We start from the raw sequence: 20,651 nt of genomic DNA, 5'->3' as shown, positions 1-20,651 counted from the left end.
GATTAACGATGTTCGAGAGGTTCACCGACCGCGCGCGGCGGGTTGTCGTCCTGGCTCAGGAAGAAGCCCGGATGCTCAACCACAACTACATCGGCACCGAGCACATCCTCCTGGGCCTTATCCACGAGGGTGAGGGTGTCGCCGCTAAGGCCCTGGAGAGCCTCGGGATTTCGCTCGAGGCGGTCCGCCAGCAGGTTGAGGAGATCATCGGACAGGGGCAGCAGGCCCCGTCCGGCCACATCCCCTTCACCCCCCGGGCCAAGAAGGTCCTGGAGCTGTCGCTCCGCGAGGCCCTCCAGCTCGGCCACAACTACATCGGCACCGAGCACATCCTGCTCGGCCTGATCCGCGAGGGCGAGGGCGTCGCCGCCCAGGTCCTCGTGAAGCTGGGCGCCGATCTCAACCGGGTGCGGCAGCAGGTCATCCAGCTGCTCTCCGGCTACCAGGGCAAGGAGGCCGCCACCGCCGGCGGTCCGGCCGAGGGCACCCCCTCGACCTCGCTCGTCCTGGACCAGTTCGGCCGCAACCTCACGCAGGCCGCTCGTGAGACCAAGCTCGACCCCGTCATCGGGCGCGAGAAGGAGATCGAGCGCGTGATGCAGGTGCTGTCGCGCCGCACCAAGAACAACCCCGTCCTCATCGGCGAGCCCGGCGTCGGCAAGACCGCCGTCGTCGAGGGCCTGGCCCAGGCCATCGTCAAGGGCGAGGTCCCGGAGACGCTGAAGGACAAGCAGCTCTACACCCTGGACCTCGGCGCCCTGGTGGCCGGCTCCCGGTACCGCGGTGACTTCGAGGAGCGCCTGAAGAAGGTGCTCAAGGAGATCCGCACCCGCGGCGACATCATCCTGTTCATCGACGAGCTCCACACCCTGGTGGGTGCGGGCGCCGCCGAGGGCGCGATCGACGCCGCCTCGATCCTCAAGCCGATGCTCGCCCGCGGTGAGCTGCAGACCATCGGCGCCACCACGCTCGACGAGTACCGCAAGCACCTGGAGAAGGACGCGGCCCTGGAGCGCCGCTTCCAGCCCATCCAGGTCGCGGAGCCGTCGCTGCCGCACACCATCGAGATCCTCAAGGGCCTGCGGGACCGCTACGAGGCCCACCACCGCGTGTCCATCACGGACGCCGCCCTGGTGGCCGCGGCGACCCTCGCCGACCGCTACATCTCGGACCGCTTCCTGCCGGACAAGGCGATCGACCTGATCGACGAGGCCGGTTCCCGGATGCGCATCCGCCGGATGACCGCTCCGCCGGACCTGCGCGAGTTCGACGAGAAGATCGCCGACGTGCGCCGGGAGAAGGAGTCCGCGATCGACTCGCAGGACTTCGAGAAGGCCGCTTCCCTCCGCGACAAGGAGAAGCAGCTGCTCTCCGCGAAGACCAAGCGGGAGAAGGAGTGGAAGGCCGGCGACATGGACGTCGTCGCCGAGGTCGACGAGGAGCTGATCGCCGAGGTCCTGGCCACCGCCACGGGCATCCCGGTCTTCAAGCTCACCGAGGAGGAGTCCTCGCGTCTGCTGCGCATGGAGGACGAGCTGCACAAGCGCGTCATCGGCCAGAAGGACGCGATCAAGGCCCTCTCGCAGGCCATCCGCCGTACGCGGGCCGGTCTGAAGGACCCCAAGCGCCCCGGTGGCTCGTTCATCTTCGCCGGCCCGTCCGGTGTGGGTAAGACCGAGCTCTCCAAGACGCTCGCCGAGTTCCTCTTCGGCGACGAGGACGCGCTGATCCAGCTCGACATGTCGGAGTTCAGCGAGAAGCACACCGTCTCGCGGCTGTTCGGCTCCCCGCCCGGATACGTCGGCTACGAGGAGGGCGGCCAGCTCACCGAGAAGGTGCGCCGCAAGCCGTTCTCGGTCGTCCTCTTCGACGAGGTCGAGAAGGCCCACCCGGACATCTTCAACAGCCTGCTGCAGATCCTGGAGGACGGTCGCCTGACCGACTCCCAGGGCCGGGTCGTGGACTTCAAGAACACGGTCATCATCATGACCACCAACCTCGGCACCCGGGACATCTCCAAGGGCTTCAACCTCGGCTTCGCGGCCGCGGGTGACGTCAAGACCGGGTACGAGCGGATGAAGGCCAAGGTCGGCGAGGAGCTCAAGCAGCACTTCCGTCCCGAGTTCCTGAACCGTGTCGACGACATCGTGGTCTTCCACCAGCTCAGCGAGGAAGACATCATCCAGATCGTCGACCTCATGATCGCCCGGGTGGACGAGCGCCTCAGGGACAAGGACATGGGCATCGAGCTCAGCCCCGAGGCCAAGTCGCTGCTCGCCAAGCGCGGCTACGACCCCGTGCTGGGTGCCCGGCCGCTGCGCCGGACGATCCAGCGCGAGATCGAGGACGTGCTCTCCGAGAAGATCCTCTTCGGCGAGCTGCGCACCGGTCACATCGTGGTCGTGGGCACCGAGGGCGAGGGCGAGAACATCAAGTTCACCTTCCGGGGTGAGGAGAAGGTCGCCGTCGCCGACGCGCCTCCGGTCGAGGCGGCCGGCGGGCCGAACCTCAGCAAGGAAGCGTAACCGCAAGTAATCGCACAGCGATCCGACCCCGTCCGCACATTAGTGCGGGCGGGGTCGTCGTGTTTTGTGTTCCCCATGAACCCACCCTTGTTGCGCCGGTTGCATTTGTGGAAAGGTGAGCGATGTTCAGCACGGACCCCTCCTTCTCCGTGCTCCGGCCGGTGTCGTGCCGTCATTCCGGCAGGCATTCGAAAAGATCAGCCGAGAGTGAGGAGAGGCCACCTTGCCCCTTCACCGGCGCCCCGGCCTCACCTCCCCCCACGTAGCTGCGTCCCGCGCCGGCGCATTGGTTCGTACTTTTCCCGGCGGGGCGAACGCGGAAGGAAACTCTCGTTGAAGGAATCCCCGCATCCGAATTCCGCGCACCCCGGCCGACTGTTCGGCGTACCGGACGAGGCGTTGTCCGGAGAGATCGGAAAGTCCCTGGGAAAGGAAGGCGCGCACCAGCCGTTCGAGGAGTTGCTGGCCCGCCATTGGCGGCCGGTCTCCGAGTACGCGGAGTTGTGCACGGTCTCCGGACACGCCGCCGGTATCCTCGCGGCGGCCGCGTTCACCCGGGTCTTCGTCGACACCCTGAGGCTGACCGGGCCCTCGGCGGCCTGGCGCCCCGAACTCCTGATCACCGTCCACAAGATCGCCGAGGAGTGGGCCGTCGACCGCCGTCGCGCCTGGCTCCACCGGCGGCTGCGGCCCCGCCCCGACCAGACCGACACCCGCCTGGCGGTACCGGAGAACCGCCGGCTGGCGAACCGGGCCTTCATGCGGCTGCCCGAGCCCGCCCGCTGCCTGCTCTGGCACGCCGAGGTCGACGCCGAACCGCTCGACGTGCCGGCCGGGCTGCTGGGCATCGACCCGGAGCGGGCGGCGGCCCAGCTGGAGCTCGCCCGTACCCGCTTCCGCGAGGCCTGCGTCCAGGCGCACCGGGACCTCGCGCCGTACGAGGCCTGCCTGCAGTTCAGCCGTCTGCTGGACATCTCCATCCACCGCGGGGGCGCCGGTCTCGTCCCCGACCTGCAGCGGCACATCGCCCGGTGCGACCACTGCCGGTACGCGGCCGATCAGCTCGACCACTCCGGGGACCGGCTGGGCGTGCTGATCGCCGAGGCGGTGCTGGTCTGGGAGGCGCGGGGCTACTTCGACTCCCGCCCCACCCGTCGGGCGGCCCGTGACAACGATGCCGGGAAGGGCTCCGGCGGTTCTCCCGGGCGGCGCCACGGCGGCCGCAGGCGCCGCGCCGCGAGCGGCGGCCGCCGGGGGCTCGCCGCGACCCTGCTGGGCATCGGCGGCTGCGCCCTGGTGACCGCCCTGGTGGTCGGCCTCACCACCGGCGACGGCGGCAGCGACGACCGTGCCTCCGGTACGGCGCCCACCGCGGCCACGGCGTCCCCCACCGCCTCGGCATCGGTCACCACCTCGGACACCGCGCCGGGCACGGTCACCGCCGACCCCGCCCCCACCGACGGGCTCCGCGGCCGGCTCCGGAACAACGGCGACGACCTGTGCATCGACCTGTCCGGCCGCCGCACCGTGATCGGCACCGGGGCGGCCACCGCGCGCTGCGACTCCGGTGCCACGCAGTTCTGGTCGTACGAGCCGGACGGGCTCATGCGGAGCGTCGCCCAGCCCGCGTACTGCCTCAACTCCCACCGCGGCCCCGCGCTGGAACTGGGTCTGTGCACGGCGTCCTTCGTCACCGGCGCCGAGGACGTGCGCTACGACCTCACCCTGACCGGGGACCTCATCCCCCGCTGGAACCAGCAGCTCGCGGTCGCCCCCGAGGGCCGCGAGCCGGGTGCGCGGGTCGTCCTGCGGCCCCGCGACGGCCGGCCCGTCCAGCGCTGGACCTTCGACACCTCCGTCGCCCCGCCCCGCTTCCAGTCGGTGGCCTACACCACCGGCTCGCAGTTGCTCGCCGGCTCCACCCGGGTGGCCGCGCTGCCCTCGGCGCCGCCGAGCCAGACGCCCACGGCCGCCGCTTCCCCGCCCCCCGGCGGGGAGCCCTGCGAGGGGGACTGCGACGGGGACGGCGACGGCTGGGGCCACGGCGGCTGGGACGGCTGGGGGGACCGGGACGGCGGCTACCGTCCCTGACCCGGTCCTGCGACGACGGTCACGTGCGCGGGCAGCCGGTCGGCCCCGGCGAGACGGTCGGCCGGCAGCGGGATGCGCACGGTCAGCGGCCCGGGGTGGGCCGCGAGCGGTGACAGGTCGAACCGGCCGTCGGCCGGGGCGGCCAACTCCAGCTCCCGCAGTGCGGGCAGCCCGCCGATCGACCCCCAGTCGGCGGGCGTGCCCGGACCGAGCAGCGCGAGCCTGCGCAGGCCCCGCTGGCCCGCCAGGAAGCGCAGGTCGGGCAGCGCGCAGTCCTTCAGCCTGACCTCGGTGAGGGCGAGCCCGGCCACGTACCCGGTCAGCTCGTCCACGGGCAGGTCGCCCCGCAGGTCGAGGCGGGTGGGCCGCAGAGCGAGCGCGCGCAGTTCGCGCAGCTGGTCGGCGGAGCGGACGGTGAAGTCCAGGCCGTCCGGGTCGAGCCGGGCGACGACCTCCTGCGCGTACACGGCGCAGTCGAAGCGGTGCCAGGACCACATCAGCTGGGCGCGGACGCGCACGGACGGGTGCGCGGCGAAGCGGCCCAGATAGCCGGCGGCCCGGTCCGAGGGCAGGTGGCAGGCCGTGACCACGACGTGGAGGGCGTCCTCGTCGCAGAGCCCGTCGGGGCCGGGGAGCAGGTCCAGGACGAGCGGTCCGGCCTCCGCCAGGGCGCGGGCCTCGGCCGCGTCGGCGGGCGGGACGAGCGCGGCGGCGCGCCGTTCCACGGCCGCGCGCACGGCCGGGTCGAGGGCGGTGGCGTGCTCCAGGCAGGCGGCGGCGAGCAGATGGAGCCGTGCACGGGTGCGCCGGTCCGCGGCGAGGTCACCGCGGTCGAGGAGGTCCTGGAGGATCGCGACCCTCTCGCCCGGGCGGGCGAGCGCGACGGCCATGCGCAGGACGTCCTCCCACCGGTCGTCGGCGGCGTGGGCGGCGAGCAGGCCGAAGTCGCCCTCCTCGACGGCGGCGCGGGCGCCCAGGTAGTCCTGGAAGGTGCGGTGCACGAAGTCGACCGTGCCGGGTGCGGGCCGGCGCAGCACGCCGCCCCGGTCGAGGAGGTGGGTGAGGACGGCGGCGGCGTCGCCGAGCGCGGCGGCCTCGGGTACGGCGGGCAGCGCCCGCGCGACGACGGCTTCGGCCCGGTCGAGGTCCATCTCGGTGCGGCCGTTGCGGACCAGCCAGTGCGCCAGCCGCTGCAGCAGCTCGATCTGCGCCTCCTCGCGCAGCGGCACGACCGCCGCCTCCCGTTCGCGGTCCCGGCGGACCAGCAGCATCGACAGGGCGGCGGCGTACAGGTCCTTCCTCGCCCGCGGGAGGTAGCCGCGGCGGTCGTGGTGCAGGGCGCAGATCAGGCCGCACATCAGGGGGTTGGTGGCGAGCCGGCCGAGGTCCGGCTCTGCCCGCACGGCGCTCAGCAGGCCGTCGGCGTACCCGGCCGCCTCCGGCCCGGCGGCGGCGTGCCAGCGGCGGACGAAGGCGGTGACGTCGGCGGGGCCCATGGGGGTCAGGGCCAGCTCGGTGAAGCCCTCCCCGGCCAGCCAGTCCTCCCGAACGGCGGAGGGGCGGGAGGTGACCAGCCAGCGGTTGCCGGGATGGGCGTCGAGCAGGTCGCGGAGCCAGGCCCGGGCGCGGCGGCGTTCGGCGTCCGGGATCTCGTCGATGCCGTCGACCAGCAGCAGCCCGCGGCCCTCGGTCAGGACCCGGGTTTCCCAGCCCGCGGGCTGCGTCCCGGCGAGAGGGCAGCCGGCGGCGGCGAGGAAGCCGGGGGGCGCGGGCAGGCGTTCGCCGTGGCGGGTGAGGGTGCGCAGCGGGAGGACGAACGGGATCCGGTCCTCCAGGTACGCCATGCCCTCGTCCGGGTCCTGGCGCGCGCAGGCGATCGCCAGCCACTGCACGAGCGTGGTCTTCCCCGACCCGGCCTCGCCGCGCAGCAGGACCCGCTCGTGCGCGGCGAGCGCGCGGTCGGCGGCGCGGGGTCCCCCGGGCCCCTCCGTCGCACCCTGCGGAGGCCCCCCGTGCGGAGGCCCGCCGGCCGGGGGCCCGGCGGACGGTGCCGCCTCCAGGCTGAGGTAGGCGGTGTCCAGCGGCCAGCGGTCCGGGGTGTCCGCCAGGTCGAGGCCGTGGATCGTGAGCCGCCCGTGCTTCTTCGCGACGTACGCCAGGTAGCGCCGCTCGAAGGCCGCGTCCTCGCCGCCCGGCAGCGGGGTGCGGGCGATGAGCTCGTCGACGCGGGCGGTCAGGTCGCCCAGCGTCCGGCTCTGCTCGACCAGGGTGGCGGCGACGAAGGTCGAGCGCTGGGTGAAGAAGTGCAGGATGTGCAGGCAGGCCGTGTCGAGCAGCCGTTCGTGGAAGTGCGCCCCGTCGGCGCTGAGCTCCCGCTCCGGGGACCCGGCCGCGCGGCGCAGGGCGCGGGCGAACGCGGTGTGCCCGAGGCCCACGGCCTGCAGGTCGGTGAGGTCGAGGTCACCCAGGGCCCGCAGGGAGGCCGCGAGGGCGTCCGCGACGGCGGTCTCCTCGTCGGCGCCGACGGGGCGTTCCCCGGTGCGCAGGGCCTGGCGCACCAGCTTGGCGGCCAGGGCGCGCAGGTCCGCGTCGGTGAGGGTGCGCTTCTCGCCCCTGAAGGAGACGCGGGAGGAGATGCGCACCGGCCGGTCCACGAGCCCCGCGCCGGGGCCCTCGGCCACGAAGAGCCTCTTGACCAGTGGCCCCGCGACGGCCGACGCCAGCCGTACGCCCACGGCAGAAGGATCCACGTTCCCGCCCCCCGTCGCGCGGTTCGCGCGGTTTTCCCTTTCCGCGCTCCGCGTGCTCCCGGATTTCCCATTCCGTGTGACCCGGGCCACGGGACCTAGGTCCCGAAGGGCAATTCCCTTTGGTCCCGGGGCCGGTGACGTGACCCACGTGACCTGGGCCACGTACGAAACACCATAGGGGACAGCACCCTTGCGGCAGGCGGGGAAGCGGGGCGCGGGCGGTGAAACCTACGAAAGACGGTAGTAATCGGGGGGGTTTGTGTGGGGCCGGAATGTCGGGTTACCAAGGGATCGCGGCGAACACGTCGCAATGTACTTGTCCGGCTATTTCCGCGAGGTAATTCCGAATGCGTATGCCCAAGATCTCGAACTCCGTCTTCCGCGGCCGTCGCACCGTCGTCACCGCCGGCGTCTGCGCCTCGCTGGCACTCGGTGCGGCAGGGACGGCCGTGGCGGAGACGCAGGACGGGAGCCTGCTGGGCCTCGGCGCGGCCGGGAAGCTGGCGGACGTCACCCGGGCGCAGGCCGACGTGCAGCAGCGTGCCGCCCAGGCCGTGAAGGCCGACCGCCACGCGCACGCCAAGCTGCACTGGAAGCACCAGAACCACGTGGCGCAGTCCGCCAAGAGCGCCCCGCAGCAGCAGAGCCGCAGCAACAGCGGCTGGTCGGTCCCGGTCAAGAAGTACGCGCTGTCCGCCGGTTACATGCAGAACGGCGCCCGCTGGGCGCACAAGCACTCCGGCCAGGACTTCGCCGTGCCGATCGGCACCAACGTCCACGCCGTGAGCGCCGGCACCGTGGTCGAGGCGGGCTGGGGCGGCGCCTACGGCAACAACATCGTGATCCGTCACGCCAACGGCATGTACTCGCAGTACGGCCACCTGTCGAAGATGCAGGTGCGCATCGGCCAGCACGTCGGCCAGGGCCAGCAGATCGCGCTGTCCGGCAACACCGGCAACAGCACCGGCCCCCACCTGCACTTCGAGATCCGCAAGACCCCGTACTACGGCTCGTCGGTGAACCCGCTGCCCTACCTGCGGGCTCACGGCGTGTCGGTCTGACCCCGGTAGGTCTGGGCGATCAGCTCCTGGGCGACCTCGAGGACGGCGGCACGCTTCTCCTCGGGGTCGCCCTCGAGGTTCTGCATGGCGAACATCCCCGCGTGCATCGCGAAGACCGCGGTGATCGAGCGCACCTGGTCGGTCAGCGGCGCGTCCGGGTCCTTGAGCAGGGAGTGGACGGCGAGCAGCTTGGTCTTGAAGGTCTCGCCGATGCTCAGGTCGCGGACGGTGGCCTGGTTCTCCTGGATGAAGCGGAACAGCGGTCCGGCGCTCCACAGCGCGTCCGCGTAGCGGCGCAGCACCTCGCACTTGGTCTCCAGGGTGCGCGGCTGCTCCGTGGCCCAGGCGATCAGCTCGTCGACCGGTGAGGCGAGGTCCTCGACGATGCTGTTGAGGATGTCCTCCTTGGTCCTGAAGTGGTAGTACAACGCCGCTTTGGTCACGTCCAGGTGCTCGGCGATCTCGCGCAGGGACGTCTTCTCGTATCCCTGCTCGGCGAAGAGTTCCAGCGCGACGTCCTGGATGCGGCGTCGCGTATCGCCTCTGCGTGCGTGGGGCGTTGCCATGGGGCGAACTTTAACTTACTTGACGCCCGGCTAGTAAGCCGCATACTGTCAGGGTGCCCCAGGCAACTAGCCGGGCGGCAGGTAAGCAACCGAAGACAAGCAAGAAACAAGTAGGGGAGCTTGTGATGGCGGACACCGCCGACACCCCGCAGCGCAGCGTGCGCGTGGTGTTGTTCGGGCTCATGATCGCGATGTTGCTCGCGATGCTGGACAACATGATCATCGGCACCGCGATGCCCACCATCGTGGGCGAGCTGGGCGGCCTGGAGCACCTGTCCTGGGTGGTCACCGCGTACACGCTGGCCACCGCCGCATCGACGCCCGTCTGGGGCAAGCTCGGCGACCTGTACGGCCGCAAGGGCATCTTCATGTCGTCGATCGTGATCTTCCTGATCGGATCGGCGCTGTCCGGCATGGCGCAGGACATGGGCCAGCTGATCGCCTTCCGCGCCGTGCAGGGCCTGGGCGCCGGCGGCCTGATCGTCGGTGTGATGGCGATCATCGGTGACCTGATCCCGCCGCGCGAGCGCGGCAAGTACCAGGGCATGATGGCCGGCGTCATGGCGGTCGCCATGATCGGCGGACCGCTCGTCGGTGGCAGCATCACCGACAACTGGGGCTGGCGTTGGAGCTTCTACATCAACCTCCCCCTCGGCGTGGTCGCCCTGTTCATGATCTCGGCGGTGCTGCACCTGCCGAAGAAGCAGATCAAGACCAGCATCGACTACCTCGGCACGGTGCTGCTCACCGTCAGCATCACCTCGCTGGTCCTGCTCACCACCTGGGGCGGCAACCAGTACGCGTGGGGCTCGCCGCAGATCCTGGGCCTGCTGGTGCTCGGCCTGGCCGCGCTGGCCGCCTTCCTCTTCGTGGAGAACCGCGTCGCGGAGCCGGTCATCCCGCTGCACATCTTCCACAGCCGCAACTTCTCGCTGATCTCGGTGATCGGCTTCCTGGTCGGCTTCGTGATGTTCGGCGCGATGACCTTCCTGCCGCTGTACCAGCAGACCGTGCAGGGCGCCTCCGCGACCAACTCCGGCCTCCTGCTGCTGCCGCTGCTGCTGGCGATGATGGTCGTCTCGCTGATCGCCGGCCGGATCACCACCCAGACCGGCAAGTACAAGATCTTCCCGATCGTCGGCGGCGGCCTGATGACCGTCGGCCTCTACCTGCTGTCCACGATGGACACCGGCACCACCCGCTTCGTCTCCGGCGTGTGGATGGCCGTGCTCGGCGCGGGCATGGGCTTCCTGATGCAGATCACGATGCTGATAGCGCAGAACAGCGTCGAGATGAAGGACATGGGCGTCGGCTCCTCGTCCTCCACGCTCTTCCGGACGATCGGTGGCTCCTTCGGCGTCGCCCTCTTCGGCGCGATCTTCACCCACCAGGTGCAGAACACCATGACGGACCGCCTCGGCGGCGCCGCCGAGGGCGCCGCGTCCGGCTCCGCCCAGCTGGACCCGGCGGGCCTGGCCAAGCTGCCCCCGGCCGTCAAGGACGCCTACCTGCACGCCGTCGCCGGCGGCACGCACCACGTCTTCCTGTGGGGCGCGGCGGTCAGCGTCATCGGCTTCCTGCTGGCCTTCTTCGTCAAGGAGATCCCGCTGCGCTCGGCGCCGACCGCGCCCAGCACCGAGGAAGCGGTCGCCGCGGTCGAGGTCGTCTGAGCCTGCGGCCCACCCCGCCCCACCCGCTGCCGATGCTCGCACGGGGGTCGTCGTCCGACCCACGTGCGCGCATCGTCCGTTCGGCGGGGAACCTGCGGCCCGCGGCGTGGGACCGCTGCGTCGGATCCGCCGTCACTCGCGGGGCAGCAGCAAGCGGGCGACCGCGCCGCCGCCCTCCTCCTCGGGCACGTTGCGGAAGGTGAGACGGGCGCCGAGGACGCGGGTCTGACCGGTGGCGATGGTGAGCCCCAGACCGTGGCCGCTGCCGGCCCGGTCGCTGCTGCCCGTGCGGAAGCGGCTCGGGCCGTCGCGGAGCAGGTCGCGGGGGAAGCCCGGGCCGTGGTCGCGGACCTCCACGTACGGGCCGTCGACGGTGACCTCGACGGGCGGCCGGCCGTGCCGCCCGGCGTTCGCCAGCAGGTTGCCCAGGACGCGCTCCAGCCGGCGCGGGTCGGTGCGGACCACTGCGTCGTCGCGGACGGTCACGGTCGCCTCGGGAGCCGCGGCCGCGACCCTGCGCCGTACGAAGTCGCCGAGCGCCACGTCCTGGAGGTCGGCCTGCTCGGCGGCGCCGTCCAGCCGGGCGACCTCCAGGACGTCCTCGACGAGCGTGCGCAGCGCCTGCGAGCGGTCCCTGACCAGCTCGGAGGGGCGGCCCGGCGGCAGCAGCTCGGCCGCGGTGACCAGCCCCGTCACCGGGGTGCGCAGCTCGTGGGCGATGTCCGCGGTGACCCGGCGCTCCGCCTCCAGCCGGCCGGCCAGGACGTCCGCCATGGCGTCCACCGCGCGCGCCAGCTCGTCCGTCTCGTCCCGGACCCGGCCGCCGATCGCGTCGCGCACCCGTACGTTCGTCTCCCCGTCGGCCACCCGGCCGGCCGCCTCGGCCGCCTTGCGCAGCCGCCGGGACAGCTGCCCGCCGATGAGCACGCCCAGCGCCGTGCCGCCCACGACGACCGCCGACGAGCCGATGACCAGCGCCTGGTCCAGGTCCTCCAGGACCGAGAAGCGGTCGGTGAACGCCGAATTGAGGGACAGGACCTTGCCGTCCGCCAGCGGGGTCTCCGCCCACACCACGGGCGCGCCGCCGGTGTCGGAGACGTAGGTGGCCCGTTTGCCCTCCCGGGCCAGCCGCTTCAGCGGCGCGGGCAGGTCCGGGTCGTCCAGCCGGGCGTCGAAGGTGAGCCGGCCGGTGGACTCGTAGATCCGCTGGGCGAACTGCACCCGCTCGTTCTGCACGTCACGGGAGTTGTCGATCATGCTGGCCCGGGCCGCGTTGTGCACCACCAGGCTCAGCACCAGCGCGACCAGCGCCGACACCACGGCGATCGCCACGCAGACCTTCCAGCGCAGCCCGATCTTCGGCAGCGGACGGGCCCTCCTCGCCACGGGGCCCCCGGGACGCGCGGTCACCGCGTCAACCCCTGAGCTTGTAGCCGAAGCCGCGCACCGTCTCGATGCGCTCCTGCCCGATCTTCGCCCGCAGTCGCTGCACATGGACGTCCACCACCCGGGTGTCGCCGCCCCACTCGTAGTCCCAGACCCGCTCCAGCAGCCGGTCCCGGGACAGCACCGTCCCCGGCGCCGCCGAGAACTCCAGCAGCAGCCGCATCTCCGTGGGCGTCAGCGCCAGGCGGTCGCCGGCGCGCCGCACCTCCATCCCCTCTGGGTCCACCTCCAGGTCCCCGAAGGTCAGCGCCCCGGTCCCGGCCGGGGGCTCGTCCGCCGCGGCCACCCGGAAGCGCCGCAGCACCGCCCGCATGCGGGCGGTCAGCACGGCCCCGTCGAAGGGCTTGGTGACGTAGTCGTCGGCACCCGCCTCCAGGCCCAGGACGACGTCGATCGCGTCGGCCCGCGCCGAGAGCATGATCACCGGCACCGTCGACTCGTCCCGGATGCGCCGACACAGGCTCACCCCGTCCAGGCCCGGCACCATGACGTCCAGCAGCGCCAGGTCGGGCTGCCGGGCCCGGAACGCCTCCAGCCCGGCCAGGCCGTCCGGTACGGCGGTCACGTCGAAGCCGTCGCGCTCCAGCGCCAGGGTCGTCGCCTCGCGGATGACGTCGTCGTCCTCGACGAACAGGACGTGGGTGTCAGCCATGCGGACCGCTCCCGGTGCCGTCGTCCGTCTCGTAGTCGCGGTGGGAGAACGAGACCTCCTCGAAGCGGGAGCCGTTCCACCGGTACGTGGTCACGTCCTCGCCCGAGGGGTTGGAGACCGCGTCCTGCGGCTCGTACACCTGGTGGGTCACCTTCAAGGTGCCGTCGCCGATCTCGGCGAAGACGGGGGGCTGCTCGTCGGCGAAGACGTTGACGTACGCGCCGTCCACCCGGCGGTAGACGTAGCTCCCGATGCCCACGCTGTCCGCGCAGGTCGAGACGTTGACCACCAGGTCCGTGCCGTCCCCGCCGGTCAGTCGGCCCGAGCGGCGGTCCACCGGGTACGGCTGCTCCGCGGTCTTCGGGCGGGTCCCCACACCCGTGGACGGCGCGGCGCAGGCCACCAGGCTGTCCCGGATGTCCCGGGCCACCTTCGGGTCGTGCTTCACCAGGCGCACCACGTCCGCGGCGGCCTTGGCGTCCACCGCCCGCGGGTCCGCCGACCGCCCGCCGTCCAGCGTGCGGGCGTCCGGGACCGGTGCCGACACCGAGGGGGACGGCAGGGCCGGGGAGGCGACCGCGGCGGTGCCCTCCTCGCGCACCCCGCCGGCGTCGCGGCAGCTGGTCACGGCGACGAGTGCCCCGCACACCGCGACGGCGGCGGCAGCGGTACCCACCGGGACTACGCTGCGGCGCACACGCCCTCCGTCCTGCCCGTGGCGGGCTCCACGGGCCTTCCGTATCCGTTGCTCTGCCGCTCGAGCTCGGCGCGCAGCCGCGCCAGCGCCCGGTGCAGCGTGCTCTTCACGGTACCCACCGACATGCCCAGCGCGTGCGCCGTCTCCTCCGTGCTGAGCTGCCGGTAGTGGCGCAGCAGCACCACCTGGCGCTGCTTGGGGGCCAGCATGCCGAGCGCGTCCAGCAGCATCGCCCGGTCGGCCCGCTGGTCGGCGCCGTCGTCCACGGAACCCTCCGGCAGCTCGGGGGTCGGCACCTCCTCCAGCCGGCGGGCGCGCCACCACTCGGTACGGGTGTTGATCATCACCCGGCGCATGTACGCGTCGGCCAGGTTCTTGTCGGCGATGTCGCCCCAGCGCGGGTAGGTGCGGGCCAGCGCCGTCTGCACCAGGTCCTGGGCGTCGATCGGGTCGGGGACGAGCCGGCGCGCGCTGCGCAGCAGGGCCTCCTGCCGGTTCCGCACGTACTCCTCGAAGTCCATGACCTGGGCTGTCCCCTGGGCGTTCGCCGCCATGGCGTCCCTCCGTCCGGCGCGCTTGATTACGACCAGGTCGACGCTACGGAGCGGATGTACGGCTTTCGCGACCACCGCCGCACAGCGGACCCACAGCCACCCATCGGTTGTGTAACGACAGGGCCGTCCGGAGTGTGCGGAGCTCAGCCGGGCAGCCGGTACAGACCGTCCGCGAGGGGTTCCACCAGGCCGTCGGCGGCCAGGCCGTCCAGGGCCCGGGCGCGCTGGACGGGCTCGTGCCACATGGCGTCCAGCTCGGCCTGCGCCACCGGCTCCGTGGCCTCGCGCAGCACGGCCAGCAGCCTGCCCCGGACCTGGCGGTCGGTACCGGCGTAGGTCTGGCCGCGGCGGGGCGGTCCCTCGTGCGCGGGGGAGCCGGCCAGCCGCCAGGCGCACTGCCCGGCGATCGGGCAGCGCACGCACTCGGGGCCGCGGGCAGTGCAGATCAGGGCGCCCAGTTCCATCGTGGCCGCGGCCCAGCGGGCGGCGGTGGCCTCGTCGGCGGGGAGCATCCGGTGGGCGATCCGGCGCTCGGCGGCGGTCGTCGCGTTCGGCGGGTACTCCACACCGGTCACGGCGCGCGCGAAGACCCGGCGCACATTGGTGTCCAGCACCGCGTGCCGCTGCCCGTACGCGAAGGAGGCCACCGCGGCGGCCGTGTACTCGCCGACCCCCGGGAGGGCCAGCAACTCGGCGTGCTCCGTGGGCACTTCGCCGGCGTGCAGCTGGGCGATCGCGGTCGCCGCGGCGTGCAGTCGCAGTGCCCGGCGCGGATAGCCGAGCCGGCCCCAGGCGCGGACCGCCTCGCCGGCGGGCTCCGCCGCGAGGGCGCCCGGCGTGGGCCAGCGCTCCAGCCACGTCCCGTACACCGGCAGGACCCGGCTGACCGGGGTCTGCTGCAGCATGAACTCGCTGACCATGACGCCCCAGGCGCCCGCTTCGGGACGGCGCCACGGCAGGTCCCGGGCGTTGTCGTCGAACCAGTCGATCACGGGGGAGTGCAGCTGCTGGTGGTCGCGGTCGTCGTTCATAGCGCCTCCGATCCTACGTCCCCGGGGCCGCCGTGGCGGGCAGCGCGAACGGCTGGGGGAGCTCCCCGGAACGGAAGGGAGATCTGCTGATCAATCACACAAGTTGCCAGCGTGCCGCGCGTGCCTTGGTCCGATTCAAGGGAAACCGCATAAGGTTTGCGCGTGGGCTCAATGCGCAATCCCGTGGGACCTCTCCCGTCCTCCATCTACTGGCGGCGACGGGCGGTTGTGCTGCTCCTGGTCGGGCTGCTCACCGTCCTGGTCGTATGGGCCGTCAACTCCCGTGACGGCGGGGGGAACAGCGCCAACGGGCCGGACGGCCGTTCACCCGCGCCGTCCATCACTCCCGGCCCGTCCGCGAGCGGTCCGCTCAACAGCTCCCGCCCGGGCGGCTCGGTCGGCGGTGGTTCCGGCGGCGACGACGGCGGTGACGCCACGGACGGCGGCACCGGCGACTCCGGTGCCACGGACGGCAGTTCGCAGGGCGCCGACTCCGGTGGCGGCGACGGAGGCACGGACGCCGGTGCCTCGGGCGCCGCGGACGCGGGTGGTTCCGGCGGCAGTGGCGGTGGGAGCGGCAGCGGCGGTGCGCAGTTGCCCGCGGGCTCCTCGCTGCCGAACTGCGGGCCGGGCGTCTCGCTGAGCGTGCGCAGCACCGACAACGCCTACGAGCCCGGCGAGCGGCCCCGGTTCACGCTGACCGCGACCAACCCCTCCGCCACCGCCTGCAAGCTGGACTTCGGCCCGGACTCGGCGGTCTTCTCCATCAGCGACGTCAACGACCACCACGTGTGGGCCAGCGACGACTGCCCCAAGAGCCGTGCCCCGTACCTGCTGCAGGTCCCGGCGGGCGGCTCGACCTCGTACGACGTCGAGTGGGACCGCCGGACGAGCTCCCCGCGGTGCGCCACGCCCAAGGGCGGGGCGGCCCCGTACGGCACCTACCTGCTCGAGGTGAAGCTCCCGGGCCGTTCCGCGAAGCAGACGTCCTTCGTCCTGAAGAACGTCTAGGACGTCCGGGGCGGCCAGGACGCCCGGACGTCCGGCGCGGGGCGGGACCCCCGGGACCCCCGGCCCTCAGACGTAGCGTTCCAGGATGGAGGACTCCGCGAGGCGCGACAGCCCCTCGCGGACGGAGCGGGCCCGGGCCTCACCGACGCCGTCGACCGTCTGCAGGTCGTCCACGCTCGCGGCGAGCAGCTTCTGCAGCCCGCCGAAGTGCTCGACCAGCCGCTCCACGATCGTGTTCGGCAGCCGGGGCACCTTCGCCAGCAGCCGGTAACCGCGCGGCGAGACCGCGGAGTCCAGCGCCTCGGGGGAGCCGGCATAGCCCAGCGCCCTCGCCACGGTGGGGAGTTCGAGCAGCTCGCCCTGGGGCAGCGAGTCCAGTTCGGTGAGCGCCTCGGCGACCGTGCGGCTGCGCTTGGCGGTCGGCTCCGGCACGTAGTCGCGGACGACCAGCTCGCGCTCGGGCTCGACGCCCGCGATCAGCTCGTCCAGCTGCAGGGAGAGCAGCCGGCCGTCGGTGCCCAGCTCGACCACGTACTCCGCGATCTCCGTGGCGATCCTGCGCACCATCTCCAGGCGCTGCGCGACCGCCGTGACGTCCCGGACGGTGACCAGGTCCTCGATCTCCAGGGCGGAGAGGGTGCCCGCGACCTCGTCCAGGCGCAGCTTGTAGCGCTCCAGGGTGGCCAGCGCCTGGTTGGCGCGGGAGAGGATGGCCGCCGAGTCCTCCAGGACGCGGCGCTGACCGGCCACGTACAGGGCGATCAGCCGCATCGACTGGCTGACGGAGACGACCGGGAAGCCGGTCTGGATGGAGACCCGCTGGGCGGTGCGGTGCCGGGTGCCGGTCTCCTCGGTGGGGATCGACGCGTCCGGCACCAGCTGGACCCCGGCCCGCACGATCTTGGTGATGTCCCGGTCGAGGATGAGGGCGCCGTCGAGCTTGCACAGCTCGCGCAGCCTGGTGGCGCTGAACTCGACGTCCAGCACGAAACCGCCGGTGCACAGTGATTCGACGGTCTTGTCCATGCCCAGCACGATGAGGCCGCCGGTGTTGCCGCGCAGGACCCGCTCGAGGCCGTCCCGAAGGCCCGTGCCGGGGGCCACGGCGCTCAGGGAGGCGCGCATCAGACCCTCACCGCCCGAGCCCTCGCGACTCCAGGCCTTGCCGGGAGCTGACGCCCGGTCGTTGGCTGCCACTGCTCTCCTCCGGTCGTACGGATGCCCGGATGGGCGAGACCAGGGCAAAGTTTACCGTCGGAAGGGTCAGGGACGTGGGGCCCTCTTGGGCAGGACGCGCAAGGCGTCCCCTATGTCCGCCACCTCCGTCACCTTCATCCCCGACGGGATCTTCCCCGGGTCCGGCGGCACAAGGGCGTGGGTGAAGCCCAGCCGGGCCGCCTCGGCGAGCCTGCGCTGCACCCCGGTGACCCTCCTGACCTCGCCCGCCAGGCCCACCTCACCCACCGCGACCAGGTTCTTCGGCAGCGGCGTGTCGATCGCGGCGCTGGCCAGGGCGAGCGCCACCGCCAGGTCGGCGGCAGGCTCCCCGAGCTTCACGCCGCCGACGGTCGCCGTGTAGATGTCCTGCTTGCCGATCGACTTGATCCGGCCGCGCTGCTCCAGCACCGCCAGCATCATCGACACCCGGGAGTTCTCCAGGCCGGAGGTCGTACGGCGCGGGGAGGGGATCTGGGTGTCGACGGTCAGCGCCTGCACCTCGGCGACCAGCGGGCGCTTGCCCTCCAGGGTGACGGTCAGGCACGTGCCGGGGACCGGTTCGTCGCGCCGGGTCAGGAAGAGGCCGGACGGGTCGGCCAGGCCCGTGATGCCCTCGTCGTGCAGCTCGAAGCAGCCGACCTCGTCGGTGGCGCCGTAGCGGTTCTTGATGCCCCGGATCAGCCGCAGGCGGGCGTGGCGGTCGCCCTCGAAGGACAGCACCACGTCCACCAGGTGCTCCAGCAGCCGGGGGCCCGCGATCGCGCCGTCCTTGGTGACGTGGCCGACGAGCAGCGTCGACATGCCGCGCTCCTTCGAGGCGCGGATGAGCGCGCCCGCCACCTCACGGACCTGGGCCATGCCGCCGGGGGCTCCGTCGATCTCGGGGGAGGCGACCGTCTGCACCGAGTCCAGGATCAGCAGCGAGGGCTTGACGTCGTCCAGATGCCCCAGCACCGCCGACAGGTCGGTCTCGGCGGCGAGGTAGAGGTGGTCGGACAGGGCGCCGATGCGGTCGGCCCGCAGCCGTACCTGCGACGCGGACTCCTCACCGGTCACGTAGAGCGTGCGCGCCTGGGGCCCGGCCGCCTTCGCGGCGACGTCCAGCAGCAGCGTCGACTTGCCGACGCCCGGCTCCCCCGCGAGCAGCACCACGGCCCCGGGCACCAGCCCGCCGCCCAGGACCCGGTCCAGCTCCGGCACGCCCGTGCCGCGCGCGGTGGCCTGGCGGCCGTCCACCTGCCCGATCGGCTTGGCCGGCGTCGTCACCCGGCCGGCCGCGGTCGTGCGCACCGGCGACGCGCCGCCGTACTCCTCGACCGTGCCCCACGCCTGGCACTCGCCGCAGCGGCCGAGCCACTTCACGGTCGTCCAGCCGCACTCCGTGCAGCGGTACGACGGACGGTCCTTGGAAGCGGGGCGGGTGCGGGCAGCCATGCGCCGCACGCTATCGGGTGCCACCGACAACGCCGCACCGCCCGCGGCGCGGGTCCCTGCCGTCCCGCTCCGGAAAAGGCTCGCGCACGTGGCCGGAGGGTCACCCGACGGGGTGAGCGGCGTGTGCTCTTTCGGGCGGGATCACCACCCATTTGGATTAAAGCCCGCCGTGATGCCTGAGGGTGTACGGGTCGTGGTCCTACCGTCACGGAGTGATGAGCAGCAGGTCTGACACACCCTCCCAGACAACCGGCGCGCACCGCCGACACCGCGCGCCGGTCCAGCGTGGCCGCACCGCGCCGGGGACCACGGGGTCCCCGGCGCGGCGGCGGCCACGCCCGCAGGGGACCCTGCCCGCACAGCCCCCGGCGCACTACGAGCCGTACCTGGACGGGCTGTTCACCTACTGCCTCTCCGTGCTGTGCGAGCACGACTCCGCCGCCGCCGCCCTCGGCGACGTGCTGGCCGTGGCCGAGCGCCAGCGCGCCCGGCTGCGCGACCCCGAGCTGCGCAGGCCCTGGCTGTACGCGCTGGCCCGCTGGGCCTGCCTGCGCACCCTGGCCGAGGGGCGGCCGGTATCGGTACAGGCCTCGGCGGACGTGGCCGCCCGCAGACGCGGCGAACTGGCGGCGCTGGCCTGGCCCGAGGCGGCCGGCACCACCCCCGAGCAGCGCGAGGCGCTGGAGCTCGCCGTCCGCCACCAGCTGGCGCCGCACGAGGTGGCCCTGGTCGTCGGGCGGGAGCCGGACGCGACGCGCGCGCTGCTCGCCCAGGCGGCCTGCGAGGTGGAGCGCACCCGGGCGGCGCTCGCCGTGGTCGAGCTCGGCAACTGCGCGGCGGTCGCCCGCCTCGCCGGTGACGCCCGGGTGCTGCTGGGCTCGGCGCTCCGCCGCGAGCTGGTGACCCACGTCGACGTGTGCGCGCACTGCCGGGTCACGGCCGAGCGCGCCGTGGCGACGGGACCCTGGCCGGGCCTGGCCACCACCGCCGCGACGGCCGTGCTGTCGACGGTCGAGGCGCCCCGCTCCGCCGCGTACGCCGCCTTGCTGCACGCCATGCGGGGCGGCGTCGGGCGCGCCCGCCAGGGCACCCCGCGCTTCGACCGGCACGGCTTCCCGATGGACCTGAAGGAGCGGATGGCGCGGCGGGCCCGGATGCGGCACCGCGCGGTGACCTCCACGGTGGTCGCGGCCGTCGTCGCGGCACCGGTGCTGGCGCTGTGGGCGGCGTACCACGGGGCGCCGCTGGCGCCCGAGCACAAGGGGGAAGGTTCCTTCAGCGCCGGCGAGGGCCTCGACGGCGTGCAGTACGAGAAGGCCGGTGTCGCGGGCGCGGCCGACGCGCGCGGGCGTTCCACGCGCGGGGGCCCGGGCCGTCTGTCGGTCTCCGTCGTGTCCGCCGCCCCCTCGGCGTCCGCCGCCGCCTCCGCCTCGGCCGGTGCCCGGGGCTCCGCCTCGCCGCCGGGCGACGCCACGGACGGCGACGACCGCTCGGTGCCCCGCCCGGGCCGGCTGCTCGTCGAGGCCCGCTCGCGCGGTCACGTCACCGTCGTCACCCTCACCGCCGAGGGCGCGGCGCCGGTCCGCTGGCGGGCGGCCACCTCCGAGCCGTGGCTGCGGCTGAGCCGGAGCCACGGCAGGCTGCGGCCCGGGGAGAGCATGACGCTGACGGTCTCCGTGGACCGCTCGCGGGAGCCCGTGGGGCCGTGGACGGCACGGATCTGGTTCGACCCGTCGGGCGCGGTCGTCACGATCGAGGGAAGGGGGAGGCCGTCGCCTTCCCCCGACCGGGTCCCCCCCGCCCCACGCTGCCGACCCGGCCCCTCCGCTCCACCCGCCCACGAGCTCCGACGGAGAGATGACCGAGACCGCTAGAACAAATGCACCACCGTGCCCCCGCCGACCACGGCGAGCGCGTGACACGTATCACAGTAAAACATAGAGGC

Annotated in this window: 15 protein-coding genes; 6 read left to right on the top strand and 9 right to left on the bottom strand. The window is 73.0% G+C overall.

Going from position 1 to position 20,651, the window contains the following annotated elements; genetic code table 11:
* The first annotated feature begins 8 nt into the window (after window positions 1–8).
* Window positions 9–2,525, top strand: a complete 2,517-nt coding sequence (locus PV350_RS12990; protein WP_499513226.1) for an ATP-dependent Clp protease ATP-binding subunit — start codon at window positions 9–11, stop codon at window positions 2,523–2,525.
* A 333-nt stretch (window positions 2,526–2,858) separates the two neighbouring features.
* Window positions 2,859–4,616, top strand: coding sequence for a ricin-type beta-trefoil lectin domain protein (locus PV350_RS12985; protein WP_500333816.1), 1,758 nt, complete (start codon window positions 2,859–2,861; stop codon window positions 4,614–4,616).
* Here the strand turns inward: PV350_RS12985 and PV350_RS12980 are convergent.
* The gene (locus PV350_RS12980; protein ID WP_499513228.1) at window positions 4,604–7,366 is read right to left on the bottom strand and encodes an NACHT domain-containing protein; all 2,763 of its coding nucleotides are present in this window, start codon (window positions 7,364–7,366) and stop codon (window positions 4,604–4,606) included. The two genes, PV350_RS12985 and PV350_RS12980, sit on opposite strands and share 13 nt — an antisense overlap.
* Before the next feature lie 347 nt (window positions 7,367–7,713).
* On the opposite strand from PV350_RS12980, the gene PV350_RS12975 reads away from it, so the two are divergent.
* Window positions 7,714–8,427, top strand: coding sequence for a M23 family metallopeptidase (locus PV350_RS12975; protein ID WP_499513229.1), 714 nt, complete (start codon window positions 7,714–7,716; stop codon window positions 8,425–8,427).
* Here the strand turns inward: PV350_RS12975 and PV350_RS12970 are convergent.
* Window positions 8,409–8,993, bottom strand: a complete 585-nt coding sequence (locus tag PV350_RS12970) for a TetR/AcrR family transcriptional regulator (protein ID WP_499513230.1) — start codon at window positions 8,991–8,993, stop codon at window positions 8,409–8,411. The two genes, PV350_RS12975 and PV350_RS12970, sit on opposite strands and share 19 nt — an antisense overlap.
* 125 nt (window positions 8,994–9,118) lie before the next feature.
* Between PV350_RS12970 and PV350_RS12965 the strand changes: the two genes are divergently transcribed.
* Entirely contained in the window at window positions 9,119–10,663 is a 1,545-nt protein-coding gene (locus tag PV350_RS12965; protein WP_499513231.1) for an MDR family MFS transporter, read from the top strand.
* 132 nt (window positions 10,664–10,795) lie between these two features.
* Here the strand turns inward: PV350_RS12965 and PV350_RS12960 are convergent, their stop codons facing one another.
* From PV350_RS12960 to PV350_RS12940, 5 genes are all read right to left on the bottom strand, one after another.
* The gene (locus PV350_RS12960) at window positions 10,796–12,157 is read right to left on the bottom strand and encodes a sensor histidine kinase (RefSeq protein WP_499513232.1); all 1,362 of its coding nucleotides are present in this window, start codon (window positions 12,155–12,157) and stop codon (window positions 10,796–10,798) included.
* A complete protein-coding gene (gene cseB, locus PV350_RS12955; RefSeq protein WP_499513233.1) occupies window positions 12,078–12,761 on the bottom strand; it encodes a two-component system response regulator CseB in 684 nt (227 codons plus the stop codon). Before cseB ends, PV350_RS12960 begins: the two co-directional genes overlap by 80 nt.
* On the bottom strand, window positions 12,754–13,437 hold the full coding sequence (locus PV350_RS12950) for a hypothetical protein (protein ID WP_500333812.1): 684 nt from the start codon (window positions 13,435–13,437) through the stop codon (window positions 12,754–12,756). The genes cseB and PV350_RS12950 overlap by 8 nt, the downstream gene beginning before the upstream one ends.
* Before the next feature lie 5 nt (window positions 13,438–13,442).
* Complete coding sequence (locus PV350_RS12945; RefSeq protein ID WP_499513235.1) at window positions 13,443–14,012, bottom strand: SigE family RNA polymerase sigma factor; 570 nt, start codon at window positions 14,010–14,012, stop codon at window positions 13,443–13,445.
* A gap of 143 nt (window positions 14,013–14,155) precedes the next feature.
* Window positions 14,156–15,043 (bottom strand): HhH-GPD family protein, encoded by an 888-nt coding sequence (locus PV350_RS12940; protein ID WP_500333810.1) that lies wholly within the window; start codon window positions 15,041–15,043, stop codon window positions 14,156–14,158.
* Between the two features lie 171 nt (window positions 15,044–15,214).
* Here PV350_RS12940 and PV350_RS12935 point away from each other — a divergent pair, with 171 nt between their 5' ends.
* Complete coding sequence (locus PV350_RS12935) at window positions 15,215–16,054, top strand: hypothetical protein (protein WP_500333808.1); 840 nt, start codon at window positions 15,215–15,217, stop codon at window positions 16,052–16,054.
* Window positions 16,055–16,120: 66 nt separating this feature from the next.
* On the opposite strand, the gene disA is transcribed toward PV350_RS12935, so the two are convergent.
* Together disA and radA are read right to left on the bottom strand one after the other, a co-directional pair.
* Window positions 16,121–17,251, bottom strand: a complete 1,131-nt coding sequence (gene disA / locus PV350_RS12930; RefSeq protein WP_499513238.1) for a DNA integrity scanning diadenylate cyclase DisA — start codon at window positions 17,249–17,251, stop codon at window positions 16,121–16,123.
* Window positions 17,252–17,317: 66 nt separating this feature from the next.
* On the bottom strand, window positions 17,318–18,706 hold the full coding sequence (radA, locus tag PV350_RS12925) for a DNA repair protein RadA (protein ID WP_499513239.1): 1,389 nt from the start codon (window positions 18,704–18,706) through the stop codon (window positions 17,318–17,320).
* A gap of 215 nt (window positions 18,707–18,921) precedes the next feature.
* Between radA and PV350_RS12920 the strand changes: the two genes are divergently transcribed.
* Window positions 18,922–20,580, top strand: a complete 1,659-nt coding sequence (locus PV350_RS12920; protein WP_500333805.1) for a BACON domain-containing protein — start codon at window positions 18,922–18,924, stop codon at window positions 20,578–20,580.
* The last annotated feature ends 71 nt before the right edge of the window (window positions 20,581–20,651 follow it).

It is taken from the genome of Streptomyces sp. PA03-6a, assembly GCF_033792765.1.
Classification (GTDB): domain Bacteria; phylum Actinomycetota; class Actinomycetes; order Streptomycetales; family Streptomycetaceae; genus Actinacidiphila.
This window is presented reverse-complemented; position numbering and strand designations above follow the sequence as displayed.